At 77.8% G+C, this 12,012-nt stretch carries 14 protein-coding genes; 8 read left to right on the top strand and 6 right to left on the bottom strand.

What is annotated here, in order from left to right; translation table 11 throughout:
- Nucleotides 1-96: 96 nt before the first annotated feature.
- Entirely contained in the window at nt 97-1,377 is a 1,281-nt protein-coding gene (locus ACFV0G_RS23245; protein WP_380551056.1) for an MFS transporter, read from the bottom strand.
- Between the two features lie 244 nt (nt 1,378-1,621).
- Between ACFV0G_RS23245 and ACFV0G_RS23250 the strand changes: the two genes are divergently transcribed.
- From ACFV0G_RS23250 to ACFV0G_RS23265, 4 genes are all read left to right on the top strand, one after another.
- Nucleotides 1,622-2,038, top strand: coding sequence for an HIT family protein (locus ACFV0G_RS23250; protein WP_380551059.1), 417 nt, complete (start codon nt 1,622-1,624; stop codon nt 2,036-2,038).
- 34 nt (nt 2,039-2,072) lie between these two features.
- Nucleotides 2,073-2,606 (top strand): DUF4240 domain-containing protein, encoded by a 534-nt coding sequence (locus ACFV0G_RS23255; RefSeq protein WP_380551062.1) that lies wholly within the window; start codon nt 2,073-2,075, stop codon nt 2,604-2,606.
- A gap of 36 nt (nt 2,607-2,642) precedes the next feature.
- Nucleotides 2,643-3,617, top strand: coding sequence for an NAD-dependent epimerase/dehydratase family protein (locus ACFV0G_RS23260; RefSeq protein ID WP_380551065.1), 975 nt, complete (start codon nt 2,643-2,645; stop codon nt 3,615-3,617).
- A 257-nt stretch (nt 3,618-3,874) separates the two neighbouring features.
- Nucleotides 3,875-4,741 carry a pentapeptide repeat-containing protein gene (locus tag ACFV0G_RS23265; protein WP_380551096.1) on the top strand — a complete coding sequence of 289 codons (867 nt, stop codon included), beginning with the start codon at nt 3,875-3,877 and terminating at the stop codon, nt 4,739-4,741.
- 28 nt (nt 4,742-4,769) lie between these two features.
- On the opposite strand, the gene merB is transcribed toward ACFV0G_RS23265, so the two are convergent.
- Nucleotides 4,770-5,237: an organomercurial lyase gene (gene merB, locus ACFV0G_RS23270; RefSeq protein WP_380551068.1), complete on the bottom strand. Its 468-nt coding sequence runs from the start codon at nt 5,235-5,237 to the stop codon at nt 4,770-4,772.
- 275 nt (nt 5,238-5,512) lie between these two features.
- On the opposite strand from merB, the gene ACFV0G_RS23275 reads away from it, so the two are divergent.
- On the top strand, nt 5,513-6,049 hold the full coding sequence (locus ACFV0G_RS23275) for a SigE family RNA polymerase sigma factor (protein WP_380551071.1): 537 nt from the start codon (nt 5,513-5,515) through the stop codon (nt 6,047-6,049).
- A 71-nt stretch (nt 6,050-6,120) separates the two neighbouring features.
- A complete protein-coding gene (locus ACFV0G_RS23280) occupies nt 6,121-7,317 on the top strand; it encodes a hypothetical protein (RefSeq protein ID WP_380551074.1) in 1,197 nt (398 codons plus the stop codon).
- A 2-nt stretch (nt 7,318-7,319) separates the two neighbouring features.
- Here the strand turns inward: ACFV0G_RS23280 and ACFV0G_RS23285 are convergent, their stop codons facing one another.
- The 4 genes from ACFV0G_RS23285 to ACFV0G_RS23300 all read right to left on the bottom strand — a co-directional run bounded on the left by ACFV0G_RS23285 (nt 7,320) and on the right by ACFV0G_RS23300 (nt 10,278).
- Nucleotides 7,320-7,829, bottom strand: a complete 510-nt coding sequence (locus ACFV0G_RS23285) for an SLATT domain-containing protein (protein WP_380551077.1) — start codon at nt 7,827-7,829, stop codon at nt 7,320-7,322.
- 90 nt (nt 7,830-7,919) lie between these two features.
- Nucleotides 7,920-8,195: a hypothetical protein gene (locus ACFV0G_RS23290; RefSeq protein WP_380551080.1), complete on the bottom strand. Its 276-nt coding sequence runs from the start codon at nt 8,193-8,195 to the stop codon at nt 7,920-7,922.
- A gap of 125 nt (nt 8,196-8,320) precedes the next feature.
- Complete coding sequence (gene ptsP / locus ACFV0G_RS23295) at nt 8,321-10,003, bottom strand: phosphoenolpyruvate--protein phosphotransferase (protein WP_380551083.1); 1,683 nt, start codon at nt 10,001-10,003, stop codon at nt 8,321-8,323.
- Nucleotides 10,000-10,278: an HPr family phosphocarrier protein gene (locus ACFV0G_RS23300; protein ID WP_380551087.1), complete on the bottom strand. Its 279-nt coding sequence runs from the start codon at nt 10,276-10,278 to the stop codon at nt 10,000-10,002. The genes ptsP and ACFV0G_RS23300 overlap by 4 nt, the downstream gene beginning before the upstream one ends.
- 262 nt (nt 10,279-10,540) lie before the next feature.
- On the opposite strand from ACFV0G_RS23300, the gene ACFV0G_RS23305 reads away from it, so the two are divergent.
- Together ACFV0G_RS23305 and ACFV0G_RS23310 are read left to right on the top strand one after the other, a co-directional pair.
- Complete coding sequence (locus tag ACFV0G_RS23305) at nt 10,541-11,302, top strand: DeoR/GlpR family DNA-binding transcription regulator (RefSeq protein ID WP_380551090.1); 762 nt, start codon at nt 10,541-10,543, stop codon at nt 11,300-11,302.
- A partial coding sequence (locus ACFV0G_RS23310) for a 1-phosphofructokinase family hexose kinase (RefSeq protein WP_380551093.1) occupies nt 11,299-12,012 on the top strand: 714 nt, incomplete at its 3' end. The genes ACFV0G_RS23305 and ACFV0G_RS23310, both read left to right, overlap by 4 nt.

Here is a 12,012-nt window from a genome sequence, read left to right on the forward strand (position 1 = left end):
CCGCGGGCGCCCGGGCGGCGCGGCCCGAGCGGCCCCCCCCCCGCGCGCGCGCGCGCCCCCCCGCGCCCGCGGGCCCCCGGCGCGCGGCCGGCTGACTCAGCCCGGCTCGGCGGCCGCGCCGCGCAGGCCCCGGCCGACCACCACCGCACCGGCCGCCGCGAGCAGCGCCGCCCCGGCGCCGACCAGCAGCGCACCGCGCGCCGGGTCCGCGAAGGTGCCGACCGCCCAGGCACCGAGGCCGGTGCCCGCGTACATCGTGGAGGTCAGCCAGGCGCTGGAGGTCGCCCGCAGCCCGGGGGCGACCGTGCCGGCCAGCGTCTGCTGGTCCGTCACGAACCCGCCGCTCGCGGTGAACCAGACCGCGACCCCGGCCAGCGCCACGGCCAGGCCGGGGCCCTGCGCGGCGAGCGCCACCCCGGCGGCCAGCAGCAGGCCCCACAGCGGCAGCAGCGGCAGGCCGGTGCGCCCGGCCGCCCGGGCCCGGTCGCCGAGCCGCCCGCCGGCCAGCGAACCGGCCACGCTGCCCGCGCCGACCAGCACGCCGACCAGGCCCAGCGCCTGCACCGACAGGCCGAAGCGCTGCACCAGCACCGCTCCGAGGAAGGTGTAGGCGCCCAGGTTCCCGGCGTGGAAGGCGGTGTTGACCAGCAGCGCCCGGCGCAGCGCCGGATCAGCCCAGGCCGCGAGGACCGAGCGCACCGAGCCGGCCGCCGGCGCCGGCGGGCGGCAGGCCGCACAGCAGGGGGCCGGCCCGCGGGGGGCGGCGGCGGGTGCCGGGCCGCCGGCGACCTGGCGCAGCAGCAGCGGCACCGCGGTGGCGGTGCCCGCGGTGAGCGCCCAGAACGCCGCCCGCCAGCCGGCCGCACCGGCGAGCAGGCCGCCGAGCGGCACCCCGATCACCTGGCCGCAGGAGAACAGTGCCATGCCGAGGCCGAGCGCCCGGCCGCGGACGGCGTCCGGCGCGGTCTCCGCGATGTGCGCCCAGATCGCCGGGCCGGCCGCGGCCGCGGCGAGGCCCGCCACCGCCCGGGAGAGCACCAGCAGGGTCAGCGAGGTCGACAGCGCCGCGCCGGCGTTCGACAGGACGAACAGCAGGGTGCCGGCCAGCAGGGTGCGGCGGCGCCCGAACCGGTCGCTCAGCTGCCCGAGGAACGGCGCGAACACCGCGTACACCAGCACGTAGGCGGTGACGCCGGAGGCCGCGGCGGACTCCGTGACACCGATCGAGCCGGCGATCGTCGGCAGCAGCGGCGAGACCAGGAAGGTCTCCGTACCGAACAGGAAGAGCAGCACGAACACGCCGGCGTACCGCCACCGGTGGAGGACCGCGGCAGCGGTCGGCGCGCCCGCGGTCGGCGGGTCGGAGATGGTGCTCACGGGGCATCACCCTTCGGGTGCGGGTCCGGAGCCGCCCGGCAGGGCGGCGGCGGACGGCGGCTCCGGGAGGGTCACGGGCCGTCCGGCCCGGCCATCGTGCGCGGCCCGCCGGACGGGCAGCCAGACAGGCGATCATCCTGTGACGGCCGGTCACAGGCTGGGCCGCGCCCGGTGCCGCGGCGGCGACACGCCGCCGGTGCGGCACCGGCCGCGGCGGCGCCCGCGGATGGCCTTGAATCACCGGGTGAGCTGCCTCTTCTGCCGGGCCGTCGCCGGGGACCTCCCGGTCCACCGGGTGTTCGAGGACGACACCGTCCTCGCCTTCCTCGACCACCGCCCGCTCTTCCCCGGCCACCTGCTGGTCGTCCCGCGCCGGCACGTGCCGACGCTGACCGACCTGACGGCGGCGGAGACCGGCCCGTACTTCGACCGGGTCCGGCGGCTGACCGCGGCCGTGGAGCGGGGCACCGGCGCGGCCGGCAGCTTCGTCGCGGCCAACAACCGGATCAGCCAGTCGGTGCCGCACCTGCACGTGCACGTCGTCCCGCGGAACCCCAAGGACGGGCTGCGCGGCTTCTTCTGGCCACGCGGCCGGTACACCGACGACGCCCACGCGGCCGCCACCGCGGCCCTGGTGCGCGCCGCGCTCGACGAGGCGTGAGCCGTTGTCGGTGCCGTGCGGCAGGCTGCCGGCCATGGACACGCAGCAGTACTGGGACCTGATCGACGAGGCGCGCCGGACGGCCACGGACGCCGCGGACGCCGGGGCGGTGGCCGAGCGCGCCGCCGCCCTGCTCGCCGCCCGGCCGCGGGCCGAGATCCTCGGCGCCCAGCAGGCCTTCTGGGACCTGATGGCCGACTCCTACCGGGCCGAGCTGTGGGCCGCCGCCTACCTGGTCAACGGCGGCTGCTCGGACGACGGCTTCGAGTACTTCCGCGGCTGGCTCGTCCTCCAGGGCCGCGAGGTGTTCGAACGCGCCGTCGCCGAGCCCGACTCGCTCGCCGCGCTGCCCGCCGTCCGCACCGCCGCCGCGGACGGCGAGGAGCTGGAGTGCGAGGACGCGCTCGGCATCGCCTGGGAGGCGCACCGCACCGCCGCCGGCGAGGACCTGCCGGACGGCTGCTTCACCATCACGTACCCGGCGATCCAGTTCGACCGGGACTTCGAGGACGAGGCGGAGACCGCCCGCCGACTGCCGTGCCTGGCCGCCCTGTTCGCGCAGGACTGACCCCGGCCCGCGCCGCCCTCGGCTAGGTTCCTCCGTATGCGCATACTCATCCTGGGCGGGACGTCGTTCGTGGGCCGGGCCATCGCGGAGGAGGCCCTGCGCGAGGGCTGCGACCTCACCCTGTTCGGCCGCGGCCGGACGGGCCGCGAACTCTTCCCCGGGGTGCCGCGGCTGCTCGGCGACCGCGACAGCGGAGACTGCGCCGCACTGCGGGGCGGCAGTTGGGACGCCGTGGTGGACACCAGCGGCTATCTGCCGCGGCAGGTCGGCGATGCGACGGCGGCGCTCGGCGACCGCGTCGGACGGTACCTCTTCCTCTCCAGCCACGCGGTCTACGTCCGCGAGGGCGTCGCGCCCGGCTCCGACGAGAGCACCCCGCGCCGCTCGCCGGTGCGGCACGTGCGGCGCGTCGAGGACCTGGACGACGAGACCTACGGCCCGTCCAAGGCCGCCTGCGAGGACGACGTGCTGGCCCGGTACGGCGACCGGGCCACGATCGTGCGCCCGGGCAAGGTCGCCGGGCCGCACGACCCGTCCGACGTGTTCACCTCCTGGGTGCGCCGGGCCGCCCGCGGCGGCCGGGTGGCGCTGCCCGGCGACCCGGAGCAGCCCGTGCAGGTCGTCGACTCGCGGGATCTCGCCCGGCTCGCCGTGCGGCTGCTGCTCGACGACCGGCCCGGTACCTTCCACGCCGTCGGCCCGGCCGAGCCGACCACCCTCGGCGGACTGATTCGCACCTGCGCCGCGGCCGCCGGCACCGAGGTGGAGATCGTGCCGGTGCCGCCGGAGGCGGCGCCGCCGATGTTCCCGCTCATCCGGACGGACCACGCGGGCCAGCAGCGCAGCGCGGCCCGCGCCCGGGCCGCCGGACTGACCGCGACCCCGCTCGCCGTCACCGCCGCGGACGTGCTCGCCTGGGACCGTGCGCGGGGCGAGCCGCCGCTGCGCGCGGGCTTCTCGGCGGCCGAGGAGGAGCACCTGCTGCGGGAGGCCGCCGGCGCCGGGCGGTGACGGGCGCCCGCGCGGAGCTGCCCCGCACGTCGGGGACAATGGCCGGGTACCGCGCACCGGGCAGGCCGGTGCCGGACCCGACCGGTAGGAGACCACCCGCGGTGACCCGCAAACCCCGAGCCCGGAAGCAGGAGGCCCCGCAGCAGCGGGTCGCCCCGCAGGAGCGGCCCGCCGAGCGGCGGACCCCGAAGCCGGGAGCCGAGCAGCAGGGAGCGGCTCGCCGGCGGGCACCGGGGCAGCGGGCCCGCGAGCCGCGGGTGGCCGGGCCGGCGCCCGCCGCCCCCGACCGGGCCGCGCTCGGCCTGGTCAGCGACTGCGCGAGCTGCTTCGGGCTGTGCTGCGTCGCGCTGCCGTTCGCGGCCTCCGCGGACTTCCGGTCCACCAAGGAGGCGGGGAAGCCCTGCCGCAACCTGCAGGACGACTTCCGCTGCGGCATCCACGCCGAGCTGCGGGAGACCGGCTGGCGCGGGTGCACCGTCTTCGACTGCTTCGGGGCCGGCCAGAAGGTCTCCCGGGTCACCTTCGGCGGCACCGACTGGCGGCGGGAGCCCGGCAGCGCCCGCGCGATGTTCGAGGCCTTCCCGGTCGTCCGGCAGCTCCATGAACTGCTCTGGTACCTCTCCGAGGCGCTGGCGCTGCCCGCCGCCCGGCCGGTCCACGGCGAGCTGCGCCGGGCGCTGGAGGCCGTCGACCGGCTCAGCCGGGAGAGCGCCGAGGTCCTCGCCGCGGCCGACGTGCCCGCGATCCGCGCCGAGACCGGCGACCTGCTGCTGCGCGCGAGCGAACTGGCCCGCGCGGGCCTGCCCGGACGCCGGCGCAACCACCGCGGCGCCGACCTGGTCGGGGCCCGGCTCGCCGGAGCCGACCTGCGCGGCGCCAACCTCCGGGGCGCCTACCTGATCGCCGCCGACCTCAGCCGGGCCGACCTGCGCTCGGCCGACCTGATCGGCGCCGATCTGCGGGACGCCGATCTGAGCGGTGCCGACCTCACCGGCAGCCTCTTCCTCACCCAGCCGCAGCTCACCGCCGCCCGCGGCGACGCCGCCACCCGCATCCCGGACGGCCTGACCCGCCCGGCGCACTGGGCCCGGCCGTCGGACGGGCCGCCGGCCGCGGGCCGGTGACCGGCGGGCCGGAGCGAGGAGCGGGAGCTCAGTCGGGCAGTCCCCAGAACGGGCCGCGCAGGCCCACCGCCGCGAAGTAGGCACCGGCCGCGGCGGGGTCGCGGCGGGTGTGGCCCGGCTCCAGGCGGCCGGTGTACCAGTCGCTCGCGAAGCACCACAGAGTGTCCAGATCCATCACGTACCCGCGGTCCCGGCCCGTGCGGCGCAGCCAGGCGTCGACGCAGTCGGTGGCGCAGAACAGGCGCTGGTTGGCACAGGTGTGGACGACGTCGTCCCAGACCCGCGCCATCGGGGTGAGGAAGTGGGCCACCTGGTCGCCCTGCGGGGGCGCCTCCCGTCCGACCACCCAGGCGTGCGGGGTGTCGCAGGCCGGACACCGGATGGCGAGCAGCACGTCGGGCTCGTCCCGGAGCAGGTGCGGCAGGGCGCACGAGTCCCAGGCGCAGCCGCCCCACCACAGGGTGCGCGCCCCCATCACGGAGAAGCCGAGCGGCACGGACGCGAAGCTTCCAGCGCGATCTGCGGTTGCGCCGGGCCCGCGCACTGCCGGCCGGGGGCACCGCACCGTCGACGGCCGCCGCCGAGGCCGGCTTCGCGGACCGGGCCCACCTCACCCGGTGGTTCACCCCACCTACGGCGTCACCCCCGCCGCCTACCGCACGGCGCTCCACCTCGAGAGCCGGCAGCTTCATTAGTCCGCCCCGGCACGCCGGGAATCCGGTGGAGACGCCCCGTGGGACGCAACCTCCCTCCCACAGCGTCTTTCAGGGCATGGACCGATCAACGACCGACCGCCCCGCCCAGCCGCCCGGCGGACCGCCGGACTTCCGCGCGTTCGCGGCGGCGCGGGGCGGCCACCTGGTCAGGACCGCCTACCTGCTGACGGGTGGTGACTCCCACCTGGCCGAGGACCTCGCACAGGAGACGCTGGGCCGCCTCTACGACCGGTGGCGGAAGGCCTCGCGCCTGGACAACCCGGCCGCGTACGCGCAGACCGTCCTGGTCAACGCCTTCCTCTCGTACCGGCGGCGGCGCAGCAGCACCGAACGGCCCACCGACCGCTTCGCGGACACCGGCGCGGACGGCCCGGACCCGTCGCTGCGGGTGACGCTGCTGCTGGCGCTGCGCCAACTGCCCGTGCAGGACAGGGCGGTGCTGGTACTCCGGTACTGGGAGGACCGCAGCGTCGAGGAGACCGCGGCAGCACTGCGGCTGCCGCCGAGCACCGTCCGCACGCGCAGCAGCCGGGCGCGGGCCCGGCTGCGGGTGGTGCTGGGCGACAGCCTGGACGAGCTCGACCGGCCGTGAACAGCGCGTCGGCGACCAGCAGTCGGGCCCGCGGAGGCGGGCCGATCACGAGAGGATGCGGGACGACCACGATGTCCTGGGAAGAGAACTTCACCGCCGCACTGGGGTCGGCGGCCGAACTGGCACCGGAGCCCGAGCCGAACGGCCTGGCGGACGCCGCGGAGCGGCGCGGGCGGCAGCGCCGACGCAACCGGCGGGCCACCGTCCTGGGCGGCGCCGCCGCGGTGGCCGCGACCGTGCTGGCCGTGGGCTCCGGCCTGATCGGGCCGGGCGGCGTCGCGGGCATCGGCGGCCCCGGCGGCCGGCCGGCCGCGCGGGTCTCCGACGCCTACATGCGCGACACCCTGGCCGCACTGATGCCGGCCGGCCAGGTCCGGAACGCGCACGGCTGGGGCCGCAGCAACACCGGCAACCCGGTGGCCGCGCTGGAGTTCGAGGGCGCGAACGGCCCGGGGCGGATCAGCCTGGACGTGCGCCAGGTCTCGTTGCCGATCACCGCCGGCACGGAGGACACCCAGTGCGCGGACCCGTTCGGCGAACCGGTCGAGAGCTGCACGCGGACCACCCGCCGGGACGGTTCGATCCTGGTGGTGTACGTGCTGCTGCCCCGGCAGCAGGGCATGTCGAAGTCGCTGACGGCCGTGCACACCCGGGCGGACGGGGAGCAGGTGCGGCTGGACGCCTTCGACCCCGACGGCGGACAGGGCGTGGCGCTCACCGCCGACCAGGCCGTCGCCGTGGTCACCAGCAGCGCCTGGGACCGGGCGTCCGACGGCGTGCGCCCCACCGACGCGCCGAGGCCGGGCGTGTCGAGCCCGGCACCGTCGGCGCTGCTGGCGACGCTGACCGGGCTCCTGCCCGCCGGGGCCACCGCCGACCAGGCCGGCGCCCCGCAGTCGACGCCGGGCGTCGCACGGGTGAAGGTCACCTTCGAGGGCCGCGCCAGCTGGCTGTCCGTCACCGTCTGGCCGCACTGGGGGCAGGAGGGGAAGGACGACCCGCGCCAGGTGTTCGAGGCGGCCGGCGGCCAAGGCCTCACGCACACCGCCGACGGCACCGGCGTGATCACCCGGGCGGACGGCGCGAGCAAGGGCGGCGGCGGCCCGACCCTGACCTGGGGCGTGGACACGCTCCACCCGGACGGCACCCGGGTGGACCTGTCCGAGTGGAACGGCCCGAACGGCTACGCGTTCGAACCCGGCACGCCCGCACTCTCCGTCGAGCAGCTGACGGCGCTGGCCACGGCCCGGGACTGGCGCACCGGGTAGCGCTACGCGGGGCCCGGTGGCAGGTCCGGCACGCCCGGCTGGGGGTCGGCGGCCTGCCGGATCCGGGACCACGACTCGTGGTCGAGCCGGGCGATCCGCTCGTACTCGGCGAGGAACTCGTCGGCCCGGGCGGGCTCGGGCGCGTCCTCGCCCAGGCCGATCCGGTAGTAGGCGATCCGGCGCTCCAGGGCCTCCAGCCGGTGCACGGTGTCCGCCCGCTGGATCCAGAGCGCCCGGTGCGCGAAGAACGCCTGCCAGGCGGCCAGCACGGTGATCAGCGCACCGAGGCCGAGCGCCGTGTCGGAGAGCCACTGCCGCGCGGCGCCGCCGACCTGGATCCCCAGCAGCACGGTGATCGCGGCGGACAGCCCGACCGTGGCGACCTGCAGGGTGAAGGCCGTGCCGCGGTCACGGTCCCGCCGCCGTCGGCGGCCCACCAGCTGGCTGCGCACCTCCTGCTCGATGAACTCGAACCGGCGCCGCGCCGCCGCGCCGTCCACCCCGTCCGCCATCCCGCGCCCCCCTCGTCCGCCGTGGCCGACAGTCTGTCATCAACCGCCGACGGCAGGGCCGTTTCCCGCCCGCGGGGAGACCGCGCAGCGTCAGCTCGGCCGGGGGCGGCCGGCCCACGTCATCAGGCCGATGCCGCAGAGCCCCACGGCACCGCCCAGGGCCCAGCCGGAGGAGCTCCAGTGCCGGGCCGTCATGGACGCCGTGGCGCCGAGCCCCAGCACGAGGTCGCCGACACCCCACAGCCGGGGGTTCCGCGCCGGGCCGCGCCACCACGGCGGCAGCGTCCCGCGGGTGAGCGCCGGCACGGCCGGCAGCAGGACGACCACCCACAGCAGGGCCAGCACGACCCACTCGAACGACCTCATAGCGCTCCGGCTCCGTCCGTGCCCGTGTGGCCTTCCGCCACGTCGGCACGGATCATCGCACAGGCCCGCCGGGGGCGGCGAGGAGGTCCGGCGCCGGTCCCCCACCGGGCCCGGCGCCGGAGTCGTCAGCCCAGTGCCTCCCGGACGAGGGCGCGGGCGGTGGCGGCGTCGGCCGCGCCGCGGGCGAGGGCGGCCAGCGCGCGGCAGTCGGCCAGGGTGTGCCCGGCGAGCGCGGCCCGCACCTCGGGCAGGCAGGACGGCGCAGCCGACAGGCTGCCGACGCCGAGGCCGACCAGGACGAGCGCGAGCGCGGGGTCGGCCGCGGCCTCGCCGCACACGCCGACCGGGGCCCCGGCCGCCGCGCCGCCCTCGGCCGCGGCGGCCACCAGGTCGAGCAGGACGGGCTGCCACGGGTCGAGCAGGCCGGCGAGCGCACCGAGCGTGCGGTCCGCCGCGAAGGCGTACTGGGCCAGGTCGTTGGTGCCGATGCTGAGGAAGTCGCAGGCCTGCGCGATCCGTTCGGCGCGCAGCGCGGCGGCCGGCACCTCGACCATCACCCCGGCGGACGGCAGCCCGTGGGCGCGGACCCGGGCCGCGAACGCGGCGGCCTCGGCGGGCAGCGACACCATCGGCGCCATCACCCGGACGTCGGCGCCGCTGCCCCGGGCGGCCGCGGCGATCGCGGCGAGCTGGGTCTCCAGCAGCTGCGGGTCCCGGACGGACGTCCGCAGGCCGCGGACCCCGAGCGCGGGGTTCTCCTCGTCCGCGGCGGTGGCGAACGGCAGCGGCTTGTCGGCGCCCGCGTCCAGTGTGCGGACGACCACCCGGCGGCCGGTGAACGCGGTGAAGACGGCCCGGTACGCGGCGGTCTGCTCGTCGGCGCCGGGCGCCTCGGTGCGGTCGAGGTAGAGGAACTCGGTGCGGAACAGCCCGACGCCCTCGGCGTCGGCGGCGGCCGCGCCGGGGAGTTCGTGCAGCGCGCCGAGGTTGGCGAGCAGGGCGACGGGGTGCCCGTCCGCCGTCCGGCCGGGTCCGCGGACCCCGGCGGCCCGGCTGCGCCGCTGCCGCTGTTCGTCCGCGGCCCGCGCCACGTCCACCGGTGCGGGGTCGGCGAGGACGAGGCCTTCGGCGCCGAGCACCAGGACCGGCCGGCCGTCGGCGAGGTTGGCCGCGCCGGCGCAGCCCACCACCGCGGGCAGGCCGAGCGCCTTGGCGAGGATGGCGGTGTGGCTGGTGGGGCCGCCGCGGACGGTGACCAGGGCGAGCACCTTGTCCGGGTCGAGCAGTGCGGTGTCGGCCGGTGCCAGATCGTCGGCGACCAGCACATAGGGGTGGCCGGGGTCGGGCAGGCCGGGCGAGGGCAGGCCGAGCAGCCGGGCGACGGCCCGGTCCCGCAGGTCGTCGAGGTCGGCGGCGCGCTCGGCGAAGTACCCGCCGGCGGCCTCCAGTGCGGTGCGGAAGGAGTCGAAGGCCGCGGTGACCGCGTGCGGGCCGTCGCTGCCCGCGGCAACGGACTCGGCGGCCCGCTCGGCCAGCACCGGGTCGGCGGCGATCATCGCCTGGGCGGCGAGGACGTCTGCGGCCGGGCCGGCCGCCCGGTCGGCCCGCCGGTGCAGGTCGTCGACCACGGCGGCGAGGGCGGCGCGGACGGCCGCGGTCTCGGCGGCGGGGTCGGCGACCGGCCGCGGGGCGGGCAGGGCGGGGGCGGCGGCCATCCGGGCGACCGGGCCGGCGGCGCTGGCGCTGCCGACGCCGATGCCGGCGAGCGCCCCGGCGGGCACCCCGGCGAGCGGCTGGGGAGGCGTCACCGCTCGGCGTCCAGGTCGTCGGCGAGCAGGGCGGCGAGCTCGTCGAGGGCGCCGCGGGCCTCGGCGCCGTCGCCGTCGGCGGTGAGTTCGAGGGTGTCGCCGTGGCCGGCGGCGAGGGCGAGCACGGAGAGCAGGCTGCGGGCGTCCACCGGGGTCTGGCCGGGGCGGCCCACGGCCACCGTGACCGGCTGGCGGGCGGCGGCGCGGACGAAGAGCGAGGCGGGCCGGGCGTGCAGGCCGCTGCGCGAACCGACGGTGACCAGGAGCTGGGGCATGGCGGGTCCTTTGCGGGTGGCAGGGGTGGGCGGCGGCCCGGTGGCGGCGGCGCGGGGGCTCGCGGCCGGCAGCGGGCGGTGCGGTTCCCCTCCCGTCGGCCGGGCCAACAGGTGGGTTCGTTTGGTTCTACGCCCGATTGAACGAGGGTGTCAACACATTCGGGCAGTAATCCCACATGTTCGGACTCTTGATTTCCGGCGCGTTCCGCGTATCGTCTGAAGAAACCAGGCGTAAACAGACATGAAACGGACCCGATCCCACATGTACGCTCCAGAGCGCCAGCAGCAGATCCTGCAGCTCGCCCAGACCCGGGGCAGAGTCGACGTCCCCTCGCTCGCCGAGGAGTTCAACGTCACGCAGGAGACCATCCGGCGCGACCTCAGCGCACTCGACCGGGCCGGGCTGCTGCGCCGGGTGCACGGCGGCGCACTGCCGGCGGGCGCTCTGCACCTGGAGCCCGGGCTCGCCGAGCGGGACTCCACCGCCGCCGAGGAGAAGGAGCGGATCGCCCGCGCCGCCCTCGCGCTGCTGCCCGACGAGGGCAGCGTGCTGCTGGACGCCGGCACCACGGTCTCCCGGCTCGCCGCGCTGCTGCCCGCCGACAGCACGCTCACCGTGGTCACCAACGCCCTGCCGGTGGCCGCCCGGCTCGCCGACCACCCCTCGCTGACCCTGCACCTGGTCGGCGGCCGGCTGCGGCACCGCACCCACGCCGCGGTGGACGGCTGGGCGCTGCGCGACCTGGCCGACGTCCACGCCGACGTGGCGGTGGTCGCCACCAACGGCTTCAGCACCGACGGCGGGCTCTCCACCCCCGACCTCGCCGAGGCCGCGGTGAAGCGGGCCATGGTGGCCGGCGCCCGCCGGGTGGTCCTGGTCGCCGACTCCTCCAAGTACGGCATGCGGCACTTCGCCCGCTTCGGCTCGCTCGACCAGGTCGACGTGCTCGTCACGGACACCGGCCTGACCGGCGCACAGGCCGCGGAGATCGAGGCGCTCGGCCCGGAGGTGATCCGCGCATGATCGTCACCATCACGCCCAACCCGAGCCTGGACCGCACCTACGACCTGGACGGACTGGTCCGCGGCGAGGTCAACCGGGCGGTCGGCGACCGGCTGGACCCGGGCGGCAAGGGCGTCAACGTGGCCCGCGCGCTGACCGCGGCCGGGCACCCGACCACCGCCGTCCTCCCGCTCGGCGGACCGGCCGGCCGGCTGCTCGCCGAGCTGCTGCACGACCAGGGCATCGCGGTCGACGCGGTCGAGGTGGGCGGCGACACCCGGATCAACGTCTCCATGGCCGAGCGCAACGGCCCGCTGACCAAGGTCAACGCGCCCGGCCCCGAGCTCACCCCGGCCGAGTCGGCCGCCCTGCTCGCCGCCGTCCGCGCCCGGGCCGCCGGGGCGGACGTGGACTGGCTGGCCTGCTGCGGCAGCCTGCCGCGCGGGCTCGCCCCCGCCTGGTACGCCGAGCTGGTCGCCGAGGCGCACTCCGGGGGTGCCCGGATCGCCCTGGACACCTCCGGCCCGGCGCTGCTCGCCGCGCTCCCGGCCCGCCCCGACGTGGTCAAGCCCAACCGGGCCGAGCTGGCGGAGGCCGTCGGCCGCCCGATCGGCACGCTCGGGGACGCCCTCACGGCGGCGCGGCAGCTGCGCCGGCGCGGCGCCCCGCCGGGCCGGGCCCGCCGCGGCGCGGGCGGCATGCGGCTGGGGGCCGACGTCGGCGGCTGGGAC

The organism is Kitasatospora sp. NPDC059571 (genome assembly GCF_042735675.1).
Classification (GTDB): Bacteria; Actinomycetota; Actinomycetes; order Streptomycetales; family Streptomycetaceae; genus Kitasatospora.